The 18824-nt window shown below is 64.9% G+C and carries 17 protein-coding genes; 6 read left to right on the top strand and 11 right to left on the bottom strand.

All coding sequences use genetic code 11. The features are described from left to right. The first annotated feature begins 49 nt into the window (after positions 1-49). Both ettA and CFK21_RS05785 read left to right on the top strand, forming a co-directional pair. The gene (ettA, locus tag CFK21_RS05790) at positions 50-1714 is read left to right on the top strand and encodes an energy-dependent translational throttle protein EttA (protein WP_096365636.1); all 1665 of its coding nucleotides are present in this window, start codon (positions 50-52) and stop codon (positions 1712-1714) included. A gap of 404 nt (positions 1715-2118) precedes the next feature. Further along, positions 2119-2967: a LysR family transcriptional regulator gene (locus CFK21_RS05785; protein WP_096365634.1), complete on the top strand. Its 849-nt coding sequence runs from the start codon at positions 2119-2121 to the stop codon at positions 2965-2967. A gap of 11 nt (positions 2968-2978) precedes the next feature. On the opposite strand, the gene CFK21_RS05780 is transcribed toward CFK21_RS05785, so the two are convergent. The 8 genes from CFK21_RS05780 to dapA form a co-directional block, all read right to left on the bottom strand. After that, on the bottom strand, positions 2979-3155 hold the full coding sequence (locus CFK21_RS05780) for a PA3496 family putative envelope integrity protein (protein WP_157745404.1): 177 nt from the start codon (positions 3153-3155) through the stop codon (positions 2979-2981). A 74-nt stretch (positions 3156-3229) separates the two neighbouring features. Continuing rightward, complete coding sequence (locus CFK21_RS05775) at positions 3230-3871, bottom strand: sulfite oxidase heme-binding subunit YedZ (protein WP_096365630.1); 642 nt, start codon at positions 3869-3871, stop codon at positions 3230-3232. Beyond that, a complete protein-coding gene (locus CFK21_RS15510; RefSeq protein ID WP_096367512.1) occupies positions 3849-4073 on the bottom strand; it encodes a GDCCVxC domain-containing (seleno)protein in 225 nt (74 codons plus the stop codon). Before CFK21_RS15510 ends, CFK21_RS05775 begins: the two co-directional genes overlap by 23 nt. Beyond that, positions 4073-5005 carry a protein-methionine-sulfoxide reductase catalytic subunit MsrP gene (msrP, locus tag CFK21_RS05765; RefSeq protein WP_096365628.1) on the bottom strand — a complete coding sequence of 311 codons (933 nt, stop codon included), beginning with the start codon at positions 5003-5005 and terminating at the stop codon, positions 4073-4075. Before msrP ends, CFK21_RS15510 begins: the two co-directional genes overlap by 1 nt. Before the next feature lie 280 nt (positions 5006-5285). Continuing rightward, positions 5286-9182 carry a phosphoribosylformylglycinamidine synthase gene (gene purL / locus CFK21_RS05760; RefSeq protein ID WP_096365626.1) on the bottom strand — a complete coding sequence of 1299 codons (3897 nt, stop codon included), beginning with the start codon at positions 9180-9182 and terminating at the stop codon, positions 5286-5288. A 190-nt stretch (positions 9183-9372) separates the two neighbouring features. Continuing rightward, positions 9373-10128, bottom strand: a complete 756-nt coding sequence (locus CFK21_RS05755) for an MBL fold metallo-hydrolase (protein WP_096365624.1) — start codon at positions 10126-10128, stop codon at positions 9373-9375. Between the two features lie 22 nt (positions 10129-10150). Then, on the bottom strand, positions 10151-11278 hold the full coding sequence (gene bamC / locus CFK21_RS05750; RefSeq protein ID WP_197703009.1) for an outer membrane protein assembly factor BamC: 1128 nt from the start codon (positions 11276-11278) through the stop codon (positions 10151-10153). A gap of 33 nt (positions 11279-11311) precedes the next feature. Next, entirely contained in the window at positions 11312-12190 is an 879-nt protein-coding gene (gene dapA / locus CFK21_RS05745) for a 4-hydroxy-tetrahydrodipicolinate synthase (protein ID WP_096365622.1), read from the bottom strand. Positions 12191-12345: 155 nt separating this feature from the next. On the opposite strand from dapA, the gene CFK21_RS05740 reads away from it, so the two are divergent. From CFK21_RS05740 to CFK21_RS05725, 4 genes are all read left to right on the top strand, one after another. Then, positions 12346-13431, top strand: coding sequence for a galactose-1-phosphate uridylyltransferase (locus CFK21_RS05740; RefSeq protein ID WP_096365620.1), 1086 nt, complete (start codon positions 12346-12348; stop codon positions 13429-13431). After that, complete coding sequence (locus CFK21_RS05735; protein WP_096365618.1) at positions 13428-13958, top strand: glycine cleavage system protein R; 531 nt, start codon at positions 13428-13430, stop codon at positions 13956-13958. The genes CFK21_RS05740 and CFK21_RS05735 overlap by 4 nt, the downstream gene beginning before the upstream one ends. 10 nt (positions 13959-13968) lie before the next feature. Then, positions 13969-14433 carry a peroxiredoxin gene (locus CFK21_RS05730; protein WP_096365616.1) on the top strand — a complete coding sequence of 155 codons (465 nt, stop codon included), beginning with the start codon at positions 13969-13971 and terminating at the stop codon, positions 14431-14433. Positions 14434-14606: 173 nt separating this feature from the next. Then, positions 14607-16010 (top strand): PhoH family protein, encoded by a 1404-nt coding sequence (locus CFK21_RS05725; protein WP_096365614.1) that lies wholly within the window; start codon positions 14607-14609, stop codon positions 16008-16010. Between the two features lie 178 nt (positions 16011-16188). Here CFK21_RS05725 and CFK21_RS05720 read toward each other — a convergent pair whose 3' ends face one another. The 3 genes from CFK21_RS05720 to CFK21_RS05710 all read right to left on the bottom strand — a co-directional run bounded on the left by CFK21_RS05720 (position 16189) and on the right by CFK21_RS05710 (position 18688). Then, on the bottom strand, positions 16189-17265 hold the full coding sequence (locus tag CFK21_RS05720) for an AI-2E family transporter (protein WP_096365612.1): 1077 nt from the start codon (positions 17263-17265) through the stop codon (positions 16189-16191). A 10-nt stretch (positions 17266-17275) separates the two neighbouring features. Further along, positions 17276-17656 carry a Crp/Fnr family transcriptional regulator gene (locus CFK21_RS05715; RefSeq protein WP_096365610.1) on the bottom strand — a complete coding sequence of 127 codons (381 nt, stop codon included), beginning with the start codon at positions 17654-17656 and terminating at the stop codon, positions 17276-17278. A 120-nt stretch (positions 17657-17776) separates the two neighbouring features. Then, the gene (locus tag CFK21_RS05710) at positions 17777-18688 is read right to left on the bottom strand and encodes a selenium metabolism-associated LysR family transcriptional regulator (protein WP_096365608.1); all 912 of its coding nucleotides are present in this window, start codon (positions 18686-18688) and stop codon (positions 17777-17779) included. Positions 18689-18824 lie beyond the last annotated feature (136 nt).

The raw sequence follows: 18824 nt of genomic DNA, 5'->3' as shown, positions 1-18824 counted from the left end.
AAGCCCCTATAATAAGCGGCTTTCCAGCCACCAGATCGAAGCACTCATCATGGCCCAATACGTCTACACCATGAACCGCGTGGGCAAGGTCGTCCCGCCCAAGCGCTGGATCCTCAAGGATATCAGCCTGTCCTTCTTCCCCGGCGCCAAGATCGGCGTGCTGGGCCTGAACGGCTCCGGCAAATCCACCCTGCTGCGCATCATGGCCGGCGTGGACACCGAGATCGAGGGCGAGGCCCGCGCCCAGCCCGGCATCAACATCGGCTACCTGCCGCAGGAACCCCAACTGGACCCGGCCAAGGACGTGCGCGGCAATGTCGAGGACGGCCTGGGCGAGGTCGCCGAGGCCCAGACCAAGCTGGAAGCGGTGTATGCCGCCTATGCCGAGCCGGACGCCGACTTCGATGCCCTGGCCGCCGAACAGGCGCGGCTGGAGAACATCCTGCAGGCTGCCGGCGGTCACAACCTGGAGCACAAGCTGGAGGTCGCCGCCGAGGCCCTGCGCCTGCCGCCCTGGGAGGCCGATGTCACCAGACTCTCCGGCGGCGAGCGCCGCCGGGTGGCCCTGTGCAAGCTGCTGCTGTCCAACCCGGACATGCTGCTGCTGGACGAGCCCACCAACCACCTGGACGCCGAGTCGGTGGCCTGGCTGGAGCGTTTCCTGGCCGAGTTTTCCGGCACCGTGGTGGCCGTGACCCACGACCGCTACTTCCTCGACAACGTCGCCGGCTGGATCCTGGAACTGGACCGAGGCCACGGCATTCCCTTCGAGGGCAACTACTCGGCCTGGCTGGAGAACAAGGAAAAGCGCCTGGAGCAGGAGAAGAAGGAACAGGCCTCGCGCCAGCGCGCCATCAAATCCGAGCTGGAGTGGGTGCGTTCCAACCCCAAGGGCCGGCACGCCAAGAGCAAGGCCCGCCTGCAGCGCTTCGACGAACTGCAGTCGCAGGAATTCCAGAGCCGCAACGAGACCCAGGAGATCTACATCCCGCCGGGCGAGCGTCTGGGCGACCTGGTCATCGAGGCCAACGGGGTGAAGAAGTCCTTCGGCGACCGGCTGCTGATCGATGACCTGAACTTCAAGGTCCCGCCGGGCGCGATCGTCGGCATCATCGGCCCCAACGGCGCCGGCAAGACCACCCTGTTCCGCATGCTCACCGGCGCCGAACAGCCCGACGGCGGCGAGATCCGCGTCGGCGACACCGTGCACCTGGCCTATGTTGACCAGTCACGCGACGCGCTGGACGGCAACAAATCGGTGTGGGAGGAAATCTCGGACGGTCAGGACATCATCAAGGTCGGCCGGTACGAGACCCCTTCGCGCGCCTATGTCGGCCGCTTCAACTTCGCCGGCTCCGAACAGCAGAAACGCGTCGGCGATCTGTCCGGCGGCGAACGCAACCGCGTGCACCTGGCCAAGCTGCTCAAGAGCGGCGGCAACGTGCTGATGCTCGACGAGCCCACCAACGACCTGGACGTGGAGACCCTGCGCGCGCTGGAAGAGGCGCTGCTGGCCTTCCCCGGCTGCGTACTGGTCACCTCGCACGATCGCTGGTTCCTCGACCGCATCGCCACCCACATCCTCGCATTCGAGGGCGACAGCCACGTGGAATGGTTCGAGGGCAACTACGCCGACTACGAAGAGGACCGCAAGCGCCGCCTCGGCGACGAGGCCGATCAGCCGCACCGCATCAAGTACAAGCGGCTGGCGTGAGGGGCTTCATGCCCGGGTGGCCTTTGAGCCACGGATGAACGCGGATAAACACGGATCAAATAGTGGCTGCCGTAGGATGGGTGGAGGCGCCACAGCGCCGTAACCCATCGGGTATCGGCCAATGATGGGTTACGCTTCGCTTCACCCATCCTACCTTGCTGTTGCGCTGGTAACGCACAGGCGCGAACAAGCCAGAACCATCGTTTCGCGGCTGCCGTAGGATGGGTGAAGGCGCTGCGGCGCCGTAACCCATCAGGGGCGTCTCGTACAATGATGGGTTACGCTTCGCTCCACCCATCCTACCTTGCTGGCGTGATGTTCGATGCCTTTGCGCTGTTAATGCAGAGGGCGTTTGTATCGCCGAACCTTGCCGCCCCTCCACCGATCTGTGATGATCCCTGTCGATGGACATCGACCTGCTCAAGACCTTTCTGGAAGTCGAACGGGTGCGCCACTTCGGCCGCGCATCGGAGCGGCTGTACATCACCCAGTCGGCGGTCAGCGCCCGCATCCGCCAGCTGGAGGAACTACTGGGCGTGGAGCTGTTCACCCGCAAGCGCAATGACATTCAGCTCACCCCGGCGGGACGCCGGCTGAAGCAGCACGCCGCCGCCATCATCAACCAGTGGGAGCGTGCCCGGCAGGAAACCGGGCTGGGTGAAGCCTTCCGTGACGCACTGGCCATCGGCGGGCTGGCCGACCTGTGGCCGACGGCGCTGGAGAACTGGCTGGTGCGTCTGCAGCAGGCGCTGCCCGACATCGCCCTGCGGGGCGAGGCCGGCGCCGGGGATGAACTCGTCCACCGGCTGCTGAACGGCGCACTGGATATCGCCTGCGTCTATGATCCGCCGCAGGTATCGGAGTTCACGGTACGGTCGTTGGGCGTGATGGAACTGGTACTGGTCGCGACCGGAACCGACCTGAGCGCTGCCGAAGCGATGGCAGAGAACTACATCCTGGTTGACTGGGGCACGGCCTTTGCGCTGAGCCATGCCCACCACTTCCCCGATCTGCCGGCGCCGGCGGTACACCTGGGCCAGGGGCTGCTGGCGCGCGACCTGCTGCTGCGCCGGCCCGGCGCGGCCTACCTGCCGCGCCAGTGGCTGGAGACGGATCCGCGTTGCGCCGGGCGGCTGCATGTGGTCGCCGACGCCCCGGTACTGGAACGGTCCTGGTACGCCCTCTGGCGCGAGGGCACCGCACGTCAGCCCCTGCTGGACACGGCCATCGAAAATTTCCCGACACCGGGCTGAGGAGGACAGCCTCAGCCCCAGGGATCTTCCAGCATCTGCCGCAGGCGGCGCTCCTCCTGCATGTCCTCGATGCGGCGGCGCCGCTTCAGGTCCACGCCGCGGCCGCCGCCGGCCCCGGCCTGGCTGTCCAGCCCGCCTTCCTCGCTGTCGAGCTGATTGAAGATGTCCTCGAGATCCAGATTCTGCATCGCATTGCCCTCGGTTTCGGCGCCCCGCAACGGCGGGGAATTTGCGATGCTATCTAAGGCCGGACGGAAGAAAATTAAAGCGATTTATTTTCGCCCTGACGATTCATTCTGTTTGTCGATGCGGGCAGCCGCAGCATCATCAGTCCCAACCAGACGGCGCCGTAGAGCAGCGGCTCGCGCACATCGGCCTTGACCAGCCAGTAGTAATGCACCACGCCGAGCAGCGCGATGGGATAGACCAGCCGGTGCAGCCGCTTCCAGTTGCGGCGCAGCAGACGCTGGCTGACCTGATTGGAGGTCAGGGCCAGCGGCAGCAGCAGGGCGTATGCCGTCATGCCAAGCGTGATGAAAGGCCGCTCCAGGATGTCGGCCAGGATCTCGGACCAGAGAAAGAACTGGTCGAACCAGAGATAGGTCATGAGATGCAGGCTGGCGTAGAAGAAGGCGAACAGCCCCAGCATGCGCCGCAGCCGCAGCGGCCACTTCCAGCCGGTGAGCCGCCGCAGCGGGGTCATGGCGAGGGTGATGAGCAGCAGGCGCAGGGTCCAGCTGCCGGTGGCAGCGGTGATGTCCTCGATGGGGTTGGCGCTGAGACGGTCGGTGACGGCCTGCAGGATCAGCCAGGCCAGCGGCAGCAGGCAGAGCAGAAACGTGATGACGCGCTGCCAGAACACGGGAATACCGCCCCGGGGACTAGCCCCCGCTACAGCAACCATCGCCGGCCTGGATGGGCGGACAGGGGACCGTGCCATAGGAGCAGAACAGGCAGCAGTCGCCCGGGCGCGGCCGCAGCAGCGCGGCGCAGCCGGAACACTCGTGATACCACAGGCAGTAATTGTCGGGCATGGTGAGCGTTTCCCGATGCCCGCATTCGGGACAGGTCAGGGTGGATCGGTATTCAATGCCTGCCTGCCGCATCAGAAATGCTTCCTCAGATCCATGCCGCGGTAGAGGTCCGCGACCTCCTCCTCGTAGCCGTTGAACATCAGCGTGGGCCGCTTGAGGAACTCGCCGATGCGTCGCTCCCGGGCCTGACTCCAGCGTGGATGGTCCACGTTCGGATTGACGTTGGAATAAAAGCCGTACTCATCCGGCGCGGCCCGCATCCAGCTGCTCACCGGCTGCTGCTCGACGAAGCGAATCTTCACAATGGACTTGATGCTCTTGAAGCCGTATTTCCAGGGCACCACCAGACGGATGGGCGCACCGTTCTGATTCGGCATCACCTTGCCATACAGCCCCACGGCCAGGATCGTCAGCGGATGCATGGCTTCGTCCATGCGCAGCCCTTCCACGTAGGGCCAGTCGAGGATGCGCCGGCGCTGGCCCGGCATCTGTTCGGGGTCGTACAGGGTCTGGAACTCGATGTATTTCGCATTACTGACCGGCTCGAGGCGCTTGATCAGATCGCGCAGCGGGAAACCCACCCAGGGGATGACCATGGACCAGCCCTCCACGCAGCGCAGCCGGTAAATGCGCTCCTCCAGGTCATGGGGCTTGAGGATGTCCTCCAGGGCGTAGGTGCCGGGTCGGGCGCACTCGCCCTCCACCGTCACCGACCAGGGATCGATCTGCAGCCGGTGGGCATTCTCGGCCGGGTCGCCCTTGCCGGTACCGAATTCGTAGAAGTTGTTGTAGGTGGTCACGTCCTCGAAGGGCGTGAGTGCCTCGTCGGTGCTGAACCGGCTCCCGGTGATCGCGTCGGGGAGGCTCACCTTCGCCTCGCTCAGCCGCGCCCAGGTGCCGGTCAGGCCGGCGCCGAACACGGCCAGCCCGGCCTGCATCAGGCGGCGGCGTTCACGGTAGACAGATTCGGGGGTGATGTCGCTGGGCAGGATCCGGTTGGGCATGGCGGTATTCCCTCGGGTGTCGCAGGCGCCAGGCCCTGGTGATGGTCAACGCAGAGGGCGCGGAGACGCAGAGAATTGATATTTCAGACCATTGTCCGCAGATGCCATGGCATAGCGGACAGCCTGCTTTGTTATTTGTCACCGAGCCGCGGATAAAGTTCACTTACGCAGGATGGGTGAAGCGAAGCGGAACCCATCATTGACCGGAACCTGATGGGTTACGGCGCTACAGCGCCTTCACCCATCCTACGGCAGTCAATAACATACGAGGACAGTGTTTTCAGTCCACCCACACCCGGGCGTTGCGGAACAGACGCAGCCAGGGCGCGTCCTCGCCCCAGTCATCGGGGTGCCAGGAATGCTGCACGGTGCGGAACACCCGCTCGGGGTGAGGCATCATGAGGGTCACGCGGCCGTCGCGGCTGGTCACGCCGGTGATGCCATGGGGCGAACCGTTGGGATTGAAGGGATAGGTCTCGGTGGCGCGGCCGTAATGATCCACATAGCGCAGCGCCATGCCACCCTGCTCCAGCAGCCGCTCACGGTCGCCGGCACGATCGAACTCGGCCCGGCCCTCGCCGTGGGCCACGGCCACCGGCATGCGCGAACCGGCCATGCCGCGCAGCAGGATGGAGGGCGAGTCGCTCACCTCGACCAGCGACAGCCGGGCCTCGAACTGCTCACTGGTGTTGCGCACGAAGCGCGGCCAGTGCTCGCTGCCGGGGATGAGTTCCTTCAGCCCGGCCAGCATCTGGCAGCCGTTGCATACCCCCAGGGCGAAGCTGTCGCTGCGCGCGAAGAAGGCGCTGAACGCGTCGCGCGCACGCGGATTGAACAGGATCGACTTGGCCCAGCCCAGGCCGGCGCCGAGCACGTCGCCGTAGGAGAAGCCGCCGCAGGCCACCAGCCCGCCGAAGCCGGCCAGCGACACCCGCCCGGCGATGACATCGCTCATATGTACATCGACGCAGTCGAAGCCGGCGCGATGGAAGGCCGCCGCCATTTCGATCTGGCCGTTCACGCCCTGCTCGCGCAGGATGGCCATGGCCGGACGCACGCCCCGGTTGATCCAGGGCGCGGCCACATCCTCGGCCGGATCGAAGCTGAGCTCGGCGTGCAGGCCCGGGTTGCCGAGATCCAGCAGGGCATCGAATTCCTGCCGGGCCGTTTCCGGATTGTCGCGCAGCGCCTGGATGCGGTAGCTGGTCTCGGCCCAGGCCCTCTGCAGTTCCACCCGGGAGGCGTTCAGCAGTTCACGGCCGCCGTGATGCACCACCAGGCGATCATTCGCCTCCAGGGTACCGATGCGATGGCTGTAGCGCCCCAAGCCCTGCTGATGCAGCAGTTCACGCACCGCGGCTGCATCCGCCTGCCGCACCTGGATCACGGCGCCCAGTTCCTCATTGAACAATGCTGCCAGCGGCTCGGTGCCCACGGCATCCAACTCGATGGCCAGACCGGTGCGGCCGGCGAAGGCCATCTCGCACAGGGTGGTCAGCAGGCCGCCGTCGGAACGATCGTGGTAGGCCAGCAGCCGGCCCTCCCGGTTCAGTGTCTGGATCGCGCCGAAGAAGGCCTTGAGCGCGTCCGGATCGTCCAGGTCCGGGGCATGGTGGCCGACCTGTTTGTAAACCTGGGCCAGCGCCGAACCGGCCAGGCGATTGCGGCCCTTGCCCAGGTCGATGAGGATGAGTTCGGTCGCGCCCTGATCGGTGCGCAGCTGCGGGGTCAGGGTGCGGCGCGCATCCTCGACCGGCGCGAAGGCGGAGACGATCAGTGACAGCGGCGCGGTCACGCTGTGTGGTTGCCCGTCCTGCTCCCAGACCGTCTTCATGGACAGCGAATCCTTGCCCACCGGAATGGCGATGCCCAGCCGCGGGCACAGTTCCCGGCCCACCGCCTCGACGGTGTTGAACAGATTGGCATCCTCACCCGGGTGCCCGGCCGGGGCCATCCAGTTGGCCGACAGGCGCAGCTGCGACAGTTCGCCGATGGCCGCGCCGGCGAGGTTGGTGATGGCCTCGCCCACCGCCATGCGCCCGGAGGCCGGGCCATCGACCAGGGCCACCGGGGTACGCTCGCCCATGGCCACGGCCTCGCCGGTGAAGGCGTAGTGATCGGTGGTGGTGACAGCGGCGTCGGCCACCGGCACCTGCCAGGGCCCGACCATCTGGTCGCGCGCGACCAGGCCGGTGACGGTGCGATCGCCGATGGTGATGAGAAAGGCCTTGCTCGCCACGGTGGGCAGGCGCAGCACCCGCAGGGCGGCTTCCAGCGGATCGATCCCGACGGGGTCGAAGTCGGGCTTGCGGAAGGTGCGATGATGCACGTCCCGCAGCATCCGCGGCGGCTTGCCCAGGATCAGCCCCAGCGGCACCTCCACGGGAGCATTGTCGAACTCGCCGTCGCCGACGATCAGGTCCTGGTCCTCGGTGGCCTCGCCCACCACGGCATAGGGGCAGCGTTCGCGCTCGCACAGGGCCTGGAAGGCCTCCAGGTGCTCCGGCGCGACGGCCAGTACATAACGCTCCTGCGACTCGTTGCACCAGATCTGCATGGGCGTCATGCCGGGTTCGTCGACCGGGAAGTTGCGCAGCTCGAATCGCCCGCCGCGGCCGCTGTCGTTGACCAGTTCCGGCAGGGCATTGGACACGCCGCCGGCGCCGACGTCGTGGATGGACAGGATGGGATTGTCCGCGCCCATGGCCCAGCAGCGGTCGATCACCTCCTGGGCCCGACGCTGCATCTCGGGGTTGCCGCGCTGCACCGAGGCGAAGTCCAGATCCTCGGCGCTCACACCACTGTCCATGCTGGAGGCCGCGCCGCCGCCCAGGCCGATGAGCATGGCCGGTCCGCCCAGCACAATGATCTGGGCGCCGGGCGGGATATCCTGCTTGTCGATATGCTCGGGGCGGATGTTGCCGTAGCCGCCGGCCAGCATGATGGGCTTGTGGTAACCGCGGATTTCCTCGCCGTCCGGACCCGGCACCTTCTCCTCGAAGCTGCGGAAGTAGCCGCACAGGTTGGGCCGGCCGAACTCGTTGTTGAAGGCCGCCGCGCCCAGCGGCCCCTCGATCATGATGTCCAGCGCCGAGACGATGCGCCCGGGACGGCCGTGATCGGTCTCCCAGGGCTGTTCGAAGCCGGGAATGCGCAGGTTGGACACGGAGAAACCGCACAGCCCGGCCTTGGGCTTGCCGCCGCGGCCGGTCGCGCCCTCGTCGCGGATCTCGCCCCCGGCGCCGGTCGCCGCCCCCGGAAAGGGCGAGATGGCGGTGGGATGATTGTGGGTCTCGACCTTCATCAGGATGTGCGCCGGCCCGGTGTGCTCGCTGTAGCGGCCGTCGGCATCCGGATACAGCCGCCGCCCTTCCCAGCCCTCGATCACGGCCGAGTTGTCGTGATAGGCCGACAGCACCCCGTCGGGGCTGGCCCGGTGGGTCTCGCGGATCATGTCGAACAGGGATTCCTCGCGCGCCTTGCCGTCGATCACCCAGTTGGCGTTGAAGATCTTGTGCCGGCAATGCTCGGAATTGGCCTGGGCGAACATCATCAGCTCGACGTCGCTGGGATTGCGGTTGAGCGCATTGAAGCTCTCGACCAGGTAGTCGATCTCGTCTTCCGACAGGGCCAGGCCGAGTTCACGATTGGCGGTCTCCAGCGCGGGCCGGCCGCCGCCGAGGATGTCGACACGCTCGAAGGAACGCGGGTCGGCGCTGCGGAACAGGCCCTCGGCCTCTTCGAAGCTCTCCAGCACCGACTCGGTCATGCGGTCGTGAATCAGTTCCAGGAAGCGCCGGCGCGGCTCACCCTCCAGCGGCCGGTCACCGGGGGTGAGCACCTGGTAAGAGATGCCGCGCTCGATGCGGTGAACCCGGTCCAGGCCGCAGTTGTGGGCGATGTCGGTGGCCTTGGAGGCCCAGGGCGAGATGGTGCCCAGACGCGGGACCACCAGAAACAACTGGGCGCCGGCGGGCACGGCCGGCGCGCGCGGGCCGTACTCCAGCAGCCGTTCCAGCCGACGCTGCTCGGACGCGTCCAGGTGCTGTTCCAGATCGACGAAATGCTGGTAGCGGGTGTGCAGGACCTCCAGTGCGATGCCCGCCTCCCGGGCGCGCTCCAGCAGCTTGTCGGTACGGAAGGCGGAAAGTGCCGGGGCGCCGGGCAGGTGCAGCATGGAGGCCTCTGGATCTGCGGGTTCGGGAAGCGGCAAATGATACTGAAACAGCTGCTCCGGGGCCAGTGAGGCTGGTGCGGAGAAGGGTAGGATGGGTGGAGCAAAGCGCAACCCATCATTGGTAGGTGGTCCGTGATGGGTTACGGCGCCACGAGGCGCCTCCACCCATCCTACGCCGCCCGGTGGGGGATCACTCCAGCGTGCGCCAGTCGAACCCGCCGTCCTGGCAGGCCAGGCTGTAGTCGAGCCTGCCGTCGAAGGCGTCCAGCTGTTCGCGCACCCGCTCGGGGGCGTTGTTCTTCTCGCTCAGGTGCGCGGCCACCAGGTGTTGCAGCGGGCCCAGTTCGATCTGTTCCAGCAGTCGCCGGGCCTGGTGATTGTTGAGGTGGCCATAGTCGCCACCGACCCGGCGCTTGAGGGCGGGCGGGTAGCTGCCCCGGGCGAGCATCTCCGGATCGTGGTTGAACTCGAGCACCAGGGCGTCACAGCCCTGGAGGGTGGAAACGATGTGCGGCGTCAGGCTGCCGCAGTCGGTGAGCAGACCGAGTCGGTGACGGCCGCTGTGGAACAGGAACTGGCAGGGTTCGCGGGCATCATGCGGGACCGGATAGGGCTGGACCTGGATATCGCCCACATGAAAATCGGTGTAACCGGCGATCGCATGCAGCGGCGGCAGATCACCCTCAGGCAGGGCGGCGGCGGTGCCGTGCGTCATCCAGACCGGGATGGCGTGGCGGCGGGCGAAGGGCAGCACGCCGCGGATGTGGTCACTGTGTTCATGCGTGACCAGGATGGCCGAGAGTTCTTCCGGGCTGCGACCCAGCCGCGTCAGACGCTTCTCTGTCTCGGTGATGGAGAACCCGCAGTCGACCATGAGGCAGGTCGAGCCGGCCTCGACCAGCATGGCGTTGCCGCGGCTGCCGCTGCCCAGGGACGCGAAACGCATGACCGGAACCGGCTCCCCTCCCCTACTTGAGCTGTTCTTCCAGCAGCGTCAGGATGCGGGCCGCGGTCTGCGAATTGTCGCGCCTGCCTTCCAGGTCGCGCACGATCACGTTGGTCTGCGCCCCGCTTGCGAGCAGCTGGATCTGGTACTGGGCCTCGCGGTCAATCGGCTCGTCATCGCTCCAGAAGGCCAGCCGCGAGAGCAGACCCTCGCCCTCCTGCTGCTTGAGCGGATCATTGTAGCGCACGTAATAGATGCCCTCGGAACGGTTGCGGTCCTCGACAGTGAACCCGACCCGGTCCAGCGCCAGGCCGGTACGGCGCCAGGCGCGGGAGAAGTCGTCGGCCAGCCGCAGTTCGACCTCACCGGTGTTGGTACGGATCAACTGGGCGCGCACCGCCGGGGTTTCCTGCGACTGCTGCGCCATGCGGGTCCTGGCGCGTTCTTCTTCCACGCCCATGTAGACCATCAGCCGCTGCAGCATTTCGGCCTCCAGCGCCGGATCGCTCGGACGCGGCTTCCAGACAGTGTTGCCGTCCTGGTCCGGTGTGCCCTCGATCACCTCTTCCACCCCCTGGTGGGTCAGATAGACCTCGGTGACGCCGGGTTCGCTGCCGCGCTCGAGACGCACCCGGAACTTGTCGCGGGTCGACGCCGAATAGGCGAAATCCATGACCTTGCCCAGGGTACGGCGAATCGGTCCCTGCGGAATGTCGGCGCGATTCTCGGCCCATTCGGTCTCCAGGATGCCCACACGCGGATCCTCCACCGTCAGCAGGAAACCATTCTGAACCCAGAAATCGCGTACCCGCGGCCAGACCTGTTCGGCCGGGGCCTGCACCACCAGCCAGCGCTGCTCGCCATCCTGGCGCACCTCGATATTCTCCGACCGGGGCAGCACCCCGGCCTCGGACGGCCGGGTGGTGCGGGCCTCGGTCTCGTACTCGGACAGGGTCGCCGAGGGGATCACCAGGCTGTCCTCGATCTCGCTGGAGCGCAGGTCCGGGGGCAGTTCCAGGGTGGGCTCCTGGCGGCTCTGTTTGTAATCGGCTTTTTCCCCCGGCATGTATTCCCGGACCGTGCTGCAGGCGGTCAGCATCAGGGCGGCCGTTACAGCGGCCAGGCTACGCGAGGCAAGAGACAGTTTCATGTAAGCAACCCGAGTTGAATGATAAGTCATGCTTCAGTCCACAACGCCGGCCCGGCGCAGGGCTTCGGTCACCTGCTCGCGGTAGGGTTCGGACAGCGGCGTGAGCGGCAGCCGGATGCCGGCCGGGATCAGGCCCATCCTGTACAGTGCCCATTTGACCGGGATGGGATTGGCCTCCAGGAACAGGGCATGATGCAGCCCGTCCAGCCGGTCGTTGATGCGCGTGGCCGCGTCCCGGTCACCGCCACGGGCGGCCACGCACATGGCATGCATGTCCGCCGGCGCCACATTGGCGGTGACCGAGATCACGCCCTGCCCGCCCTGCAGCATGAATTCCATGCCGGTGGGGTCGTCGCCGCTATACAGGTCGATGCGGTCACCGCAGCGTTCACGCAGGTCCCGCAGCCGGTCCAGATCGCCGGTGGCATCCTTCAGACCGACGATGTTGGAGATGTGCGACAGCCGCTCGACCGTGTCGGGCAGCATGTCGCAGGCGGTACGTCCGGGGACATTATAAAGGATCTGCGGGATCGGCACGGCCTCGGCGATGGCCTTGTGGTGCAGGTACAGCCCCTCCTGGGTGGGCTTGTTGTAATAGGGGGTGACCAGGAGGCAGGCATCGGCCCCGGCCTGCAGGGCGCATCGGGTCAGGCTGATGGCCTCGGTGGTGGAGTTGGCGCCGGTACCGGCAATGATCGGGATGCGCCCGGCCGCCAGTTCCACGGTGCGGCGGATCACCTCGCAGTGCTCGTCCTCGTCGAGGGTGGCGGACTCCCCGGTCGTACCCACGGCCACGATGCCGTCGGTGCCATGTTCGATATGAAATTCAACCAGTTTCGCCAGGCTGGTGTAGTCGACCGCCCCGTCCTCGTGCATCGGGGTCACCAGCGCGACCATGCTGCCATGGAACATGCAACTCACTCCGCAAGCCTGTGTCGGGACCCGGGTCGGGATACCCCTGAAACCGCCACATACTACTGGTCCGCCCCGGTGCTGACAAGGCGACGACGCCGTAGTGGCAATGCACGCCGGCTCTAAAGTATTCTTGGCCGAAAAGGTGAGAGAATATGAGCGAAGAAGAGCAAGCCCCCCTGCGCGAAATCCGCATCAACCCCATCGTTCCGAGTGAGTCCGTTCTGGTGGCCACCGCCCGCGCCATGCGCCCGCGCAAGGACGAGGAACCGGCCCCGCGCGACACCCGCCGTCACGTCGAGCGCTGTCCCTTCTGTCAGGGCAACGAGGCCATGACCCCGCCGACCATCATGGCGGTGCCCAGCGAGGAGAACTGGCAGATCCGCATGGTGGAAAACCTGTACCCGGTGCTGGGCGAGACCGCCGGCGGCGGACTCACCTTCGGCCTGCAGCAGGCCATCGACGGCTATGGCCGCCACGAGGTGATCATCGACAACGCCGTCCACGGCATCGCCATCCACGAAATGACCGAAGAACACCTGGCCCTGCTGTTCGGTGTCTACCGCGACCGCATGGCCCAGCTCTACGCCTCCGATGCGCGCATCCGCTACGTGCTCGCCTTCAAGAACTTCGGCCCGGCGGCCGGCGCGAGCATCGCCCACACCCACAGCCAGATCATCGCCATGCCGGTTGTGCCCGAGAACCTGCACAACGAGCTGCTCAACAGCCGCGCGCATCACCGGAAATACCACCAGTGCATCTTCTGTTCGCTGATCGATGAGGCGCTGACCTTCGAGGCCACCATCTACGACCGCGTCTCGGGCGAGATCCGGCGCAAGATCAACGTCGGCCAGTACGTGGTCGAACGCGGCGAGCATTTCATCGCCATCAAGCCCTTCGCCAGCCGCTACGAATGGGAGGTGCATATCCTGCCGCTGCAGCACGACAGCGACTTCCTCAATATCACGGACGCTCAACGGGCCGATCTGGCACGGGTGATGCGCCGCACCATGGCGCGGCTCGATGCGGTGGTCGGCGGCGTGCAGTACAATTACTTCCTGCACTCGCTGCCGCGCAGCGAGGCCTATGCCGACTGCCAGTCCGGTTTCCACTGGCACCTGGAGATCTGCCCGCGGACCAGCATCCCGACCGGCTTCGAACTCGGCTCGGGGCTGTTCGTCAATACCATCAGCCCGGAAGACGCCGCCCAACAGCTACGTGAGGTCACCCTGGAATCATGAGCACCCATCTCGTCATCTCCGCCCTGGGCGCCGACCAGCCCGGCATCGTCGACGAACTGACCCGTTGCATCTACGATTACGGCGGCAGTGTCGCCGACAGCCGCATGACCGTGCTGGGCGGGGATTTTGCCGTGATGCTGCTGGTGACCGGAAACTGGAATTCCATTGCCAAGCTCGAGGACCAGCTGCCGCAGCTGGGCGAGAAGCTCGGCCTGACCGTGAGCCTGCGCCGCACGGAGGAGCGCCAGTACAGTCGCGACACCCTGCCCTATGTGGTCGAGGTGGTCGCCATGGACAATCCCGGCATCGTGCACAACCTGGCCCACTTCTTCTCTGCCCGCAACATCAATATCCAGGACCTGAACACCAGTAGCTATGCCGCTCCCCACACCGGCACGCCCATGTTTGCCGTGCATATGACGGTGCAGATCCCGGCCAAGCAGCACATCTCCAGCCTGCGGGAGGAATTCATGGATTTCTGCGACCAGCTGAACCTGGACGCCATCATCGAACCGGCCAAGGGCTGAAGGAGGCAGCATGAGCGTCACCGTCGGCAAGAAGGTCCGTGACTTCACCCTGCCCATGACGGGCGACCAGACCTTCAAACTCTCCGATTGCAGGGGAAAGAACGTGGTGTTGTATTTCTACCCCAAGGACAGCACACCGGGCTGCACCACCGAGGGTCAGGACTTTCGCGACAGTTACAGCAAATTCAAACGCCAGAAAACCCTGATCTTCGGCATCTCGCGCGACAGCCTGAAAAGCCACGATAACTTCAAGGACAAGCACGAGTTCCCCTTCGAACTGCTGTCCGACACCGAGGAAAAGGCCTGCAACCAGTTCGACGTGATCAGGGAAAAGAACATGTACGGCAAAAAGGTGATGGGCATCGAACGCAGCACCTTTCTCATCGACGAGCAGGGGGTACTCCGGCAGGAGTGGCGCAAGGTCAGGGTCAAGGGCCATGTCGATGAAGTCCTGGAAGCGGTGAAAGACCTTTGACAGGAGTTGATTGTCCACATTGAACACCACAACGCTCAGGCCTGAATACGTCATTCCGGCGCAGGCCGGAATCCAGAAGGATGATCCGCGTGTGCGGTTGCTGGATCCCGGCCTGCGCCGGGATGACGGACAATCACACCTGTCACCACTGATAAAACCGAAGCCTCTTTCCTATGCCAGATAAACGCCTGTTCGTGCTCGACACCAACGTCCTCATGCACGACCCGACCGCACTGTTCCGGTTTCAGGAACACGACATCTTCCTGCCCATGGTGGTACTGGAAGAGCTCGATGCCGGCAAGAAAGGGGTCACCGAAGTGGCCCGCAACGTGCGCCAGGTCAACCGCTTCCTCGATGAACTGACCTGCGATGCGGCACATGAAGACATCGAGCGCGGACTGCAACTGTCACAGCGCCCGTTCGACACCAATGGCCACGGCCTGGACGCCTCCGGCGTTCTGTACCTGCAGACCCGCAGCCTTCCCTTCGAACTGCCTGCCGCTCTGCCCGGCAATGTCCCGGACAACAACATTCTCGGCACCGCCCTGGCCCTGCAGCAGGAGCAGTCCGATGCACGGGTTACGTTGGTATCCAAGGACATCAACCTGCGCATCAAGGCGGCCATCCTCGGCATTCATGCCGAGGACTACTACAACGACCAGGTGCTGGATGACGTCAATCTGCTCTACAAGGGTATGGCCGAGCTGCCGGGCGATTTCTGGGACAGAATCGGCGATCGGATGGATTCCTGGCAGGACAACGGCCGCAGTCTGTATCGCATCAATGACGCGATGACACAGGACTGGCACCTGAACCAGGGCGTCTACCTGCCGGGCGATAACGAGTTCGAGGCCATGGTGCGCGAACGCGACACGGACAGCGCCGTCGTCGAGGTACTGCGCGACTACCGCAAACCCAATCACTCGGTCTGGGGCATCACCGCCCGCAACCGGGAACAGAACTTCGCGCTCAACCTGCTGATGGACCCGGATATCGATTTCGTCACCCTGGTGGGACAGGCCGGCAGCGGCAAGACCCTGCTGACCCTGGCCGCTGCGCTCACCCTGACGCTGGACGAAAAGCATTTCAGCGAGATCATCATGACCCGGGTGACGGTCCCGGTGGGCGAGGACATCGGCTTTCTGCCCGGCACCGAGGAGGAGAAGATGACGCCCTGGATGGGCGCGCTGATGGACAACCTGGAAGTGCTGACTCAGTCGGATGCCGCCGGCGAATGGGGGCGGGCCGCGACCAACGATCTGCTGCACCGGCGCATCAGGATCCATTCCCTGAACTTCATGCGCGGACGCACCTTTCTGAACAAGTTCCTCATCATCGACGAGGCTCAGAACCTGACCTCCAAGCAGATGAAGACACTGATCACCCGCGCCGGCCCCGGCACCAAGGTGGTGTGCCTGGGCAACGTGGCCCAGATCGATACCCCCTACCTGACCGAGACCACCTCCGGCCTGACCTACGTGGTCGACCGGTTCAAGGGCTGGGGTTACGGCGGGCACGTCACCCTGCGCCAGGGCGAGCGTTCACGGCTGGCGGATTACGCCTCGGAGAATCTCTGATCTTCTGCGGCATGAACGCAGAGGGCACAGAGACACGGAGGCGCAGAGATATAAATAACGTAGATTGTAGGTTGGGTTAGCCCGTTAGGGCGTAACCCAACAATGCGCGGCCTGTGTTGGGTTACGTCGCGATTGCGACTAACCCAACCTACCTGATGATTTTTTCGTTTCCTCTGCGTTACTCACCGCCACTGCCAACCGCCTCGGGCTCGGATTCCCTGCGCGGCCAGGCCTTAAGCACGGCCTGCACCAGGGTGGCCAGCGGAATGGCGAAGAATATGCCCCAGAAGCCCCAGATGCCGCCGAATACCAGCACCGCGACGATGATCGCCACCGGATGCAGGTCCACCACCTCGGAAAACAGCAGCGGCACCAGCACATTGCCGTCCAGGGCCTGGATCACGGCATAGGCCGCCAGCACGTAGAAGAACTCACTCCCCCACCCCCACTGGAAGTAGGCGATCAGCGCAATCGGCACCGTCACCACGGCCGCGCCGATGTAGGGGATGATCACCGACAGACCGACCAGGGTACTGAGCAGCACGGCATACTGCAGACCCATCAGGGTGAAGGTGGCATAGGTGACGCCGCCGACGATGAAGATCTCCCAGATCTTGCCGCGAATGTAGTTGCCGATCTGGGCATTGACATCGTGCCAGACGGCGGTGGACAGATGCCGCTCGCGCGGCAGGTAGGAGGCCAGCCAGCCGATGATGCGGGCCTTGTCCTTGAGAAAGAAGAACACCAGCACCGGCACCAGGATCAGATACACCAGCAGATAGATCAGGCTGACCAGCGAGGCCACCGACAGCGACAGCACCTGCTGACCCATGCTGCCCAGTTCGGTTCGGATCGCCGCCATGAATTCGCGGATCTGCTCGTCGGTGACGAAGTTGGGATAACGCTCGGGAAGCTTGAGCAGCATCGCCTGGCCGCGACTGACCATGTCTGGCAGCTGTTGCACCAGCTGGGTGAGCTGGAAGGAGAGTCGCGGGATGATGCCGAAAAAGGCGAACAGCAGGAACAGCATGAAGGCGATGAACACCGCCAGCACGGCCCAGGTTCGACCGATATGCCGTTCCAGCGGCATGACCAGGCCGTCCAGCAGATAAGCGATCACCACGCCGGCCAGTACCGGAGCCAGCATCCGCCCCATGGTCAGCACCACGGCGAAGCCGACAATCAGAAACAGCGCGAGGATGACGACCTGCGGGTCGGAGAAATAGCGCCGGAACCAGTTGCGGATGATGTCCATGGGCGGGGATTCAGGACCAGCGCTCGAGATAGGCCTGGTAGTGCTCCTCGAATACGGTCTCCAGCCGGTCGATCACCTCCTCGGCCGCCTTGCCGTACATAACATGCTCGGTCACCAGCGGCGAGGTCTCGTTGAGCAGCTTGTTCTTGTCCAGCATGTAATAGCTTTCGGACAGACGCTTGACCGCCTTGATGACGGATTCGGACTCCGGCCGCGGGATCGGTTTCGGGGTCTCGGGCGACAGCGGTTCGGCCGGCTCGGTCGCCACGGGCAGCGCGGGTCGGGTCGCCGGCTGGCCCGCGAGGAACTCGGCGTAACGGATCAGGGCGTGGCGGTCGGCCTCGCCCAGTTCCCGGAACAGTTCCGTCAACCTGGCTTCATCTGCAGACATGTTCTCTCTTAAGCAGCTTCCAGAACCTGTAGGATGGGTGAAGGCGCGCCGCGCCGCAACCCATCAGCACATGCCGCGCCATGATGGGTTGCGCTTCGCGCCACCCATTCTACAGCCCGATCACTCCCAGTCGTCCTGATGCGTCTTGCAGTAATGGCGGGCGAATTCCAGCAGCTCGTCCATGGCCAGGTGCCGGAACTTCTGCTTCTGGTGCACGAAGGAGAAAGGCCGCTCCAGTCTGGGCTCGAGCTGCAGGGCAACCAGGGTCTGGAGCTTCAGTTCCTTCTGAATGGTCGCGCGGGAGACGATGGACACGCCCATCGCCGCCTCCACTGCGCCCTTGACCGCCTCGGGGCTGCCCAGCTCCATGCAGACGCTGATATCGGTCATATTCACCCCGGCCTGGCCCAGGTACTCGCTGATCACCTCGCGCGTGCCGGAGCCTTCCTCGCGGCAGATGTAGGGGTACTTCAGCATGTCCTCGATCTTGACCACCTTGTTCTTTGCCAGCGGGTGACTGGGCGGCACGATCGCCACCAGTTCGTCCATGCGGCAGATTTCCACCACCAGGTTCTTGTTGGTCACCGGGGCCTCGACCACACCCAGATCGATGATGTTGTTCTCCACCATGGAGACGATGCCATCGGTGTTGGATACGCGCAGCTGCACATTCACGTCCGGGTACTTGTTGCGGAAATCCCCCAGCAGCGCGGGCAGCATGTACTCGGCAATGGTGGTACTGGCGCCGATCATGACCACGCCGCTGATATCGCCGGTCATCTCGCGAACGGCGTTTTCCATGTCGTTGTACAGATCGAAGATACGATCGGAGTATTCGAACACCCGGCGGCCGGCTTCGGTCAGACTGATACGGTTGTGGGTGCGGTCGAACAGGCGGGTGTTGAAATGTTCCTCCAGCTGGCGGACCTGGAAGGTCACGGCCGGCTGGGTCATGTGCAGCGTCTCCGCCGCCTTGGTGAAACTCAGCAGACGCGCCACTGTGTGAAAGACCTGCAATCTGCGATCAGCCATGACTCTCTCTGTACTGCCTTATCCGGGGTTGAAGCTGCAGGAAGTGACGGGGAAACCGCCCCTCGGTGCGAATGGCAGGCTGCGCCGCGCACCCCATCCTTCCCGCGCTATGCAATTGTTTTTGAAGCATCTGCCA

The sequence above is a fragment of the Thiohalobacter thiocyanaticus genome, assembly GCF_002356355.1.
GTDB lineage: Bacteria > Pseudomonadota > Gammaproteobacteria > Thiohalobacterales > Thiohalobacteraceae > Thiohalobacter > Thiohalobacter thiocyanaticus_A.
This window is presented reverse-complemented; position numbering and strand designations above follow the sequence as displayed.

Coding starts and splice junctions, on each gene's coding strand:
- msrP (WP_096365628.1), bottom strand. CDS start 5,005: ATGCCCAACCGGATCCTGCCCAGCGACATCACCCCCGAATCTGTCTAC.
- CFK21_RS05785 (WP_096365634.1), top strand. CDS start 2,119: ATGGACATCGACCTGCTCAAGACCTTTCTGGAAGTCGAACGGGTGCGC.
- ettA (WP_096365636.1), top strand. CDS start 50: ATGGCCCAATACGTCTACACCATGAACCGCGTGGGCAAGGTCGTCCCG.
- CFK21_RS05735 (WP_096365618.1), top strand. CDS start 13,428: ATGAGCACCCATCTCGTCATCTCCGCCCTGGGCGCCGACCAGCCCGGC.
- CFK21_RS05730 (WP_096365616.1), top strand. CDS start 13,969: ATGAGCGTCACCGTCGGCAAGAAGGTCCGTGACTTCACCCTGCCCATG.
- CFK21_RS05720 (WP_096365612.1), bottom strand. CDS start 17,265: ATGGACATCATCCGCAACTGGTTCCGGCGCTATTTCTCCGACCCGCAG.
- purL (WP_096365626.1), bottom strand. CDS start 9,182: ATGCTGCACCTGCCCGGCGCCCCGGCACTTTCCGCCTTCCGTACCGAC.
- CFK21_RS05710 (WP_096365608.1), bottom strand. CDS start 18,688: ATGGCTGATCGCAGATTGCAGGTCTTTCACACAGTGGCGCGTCTGCTG.
- dapA (WP_096365622.1), bottom strand. CDS start 12,190: ATGTTCCATGGCAGCATGGTCGCGCTGGTGACCCCGATGCACGAGGAC.
- CFK21_RS05780 (WP_157745404.1), bottom strand. CDS start 3,155: ATGCAGAATCTGGATCTCGAGGACATCTTCAATCAGCTCGACAGCGAG.
- CFK21_RS05725 (WP_096365614.1), top strand. CDS start 14,607: ATGCCAGATAAACGCCTGTTCGTGCTCGACACCAACGTCCTCATGCAC.
- CFK21_RS05740 (WP_096365620.1), top strand. CDS start 12,346: ATGAGCGAAGAAGAGCAAGCCCCCCTGCGCGAAATCCGCATCAACCCC.
- bamC (WP_197703009.1), bottom strand. CDS start 11,278: ATGAAACTGTCTCTTGCCTCGCGTAGCCTGGCCGCTGTAACGGCCGCC.
- CFK21_RS15510 (WP_096367512.1), bottom strand. CDS start 4,073: ATGCGGCAGGCAGGCATTGAATACCGATCCACCCTGACCTGTCCCGAA.
- CFK21_RS05715 (WP_096365610.1), bottom strand. CDS start 17,656: ATGTCTGCAGATGAAGCCAGGTTGACGGAACTGTTCCGGGAACTGGGC.
- CFK21_RS05775 (WP_096365630.1), bottom strand. CDS start 3,871: ATGGTTGCTGTAGCGGGGGCTAGTCCCCGGGGCGGTATTCCCGTGTTC.
- CFK21_RS05755 (WP_096365624.1), bottom strand. CDS start 10,128: ATGCGTTTCGCGTCCCTGGGCAGCGGCAGCCGCGGCAACGCCATGCTG.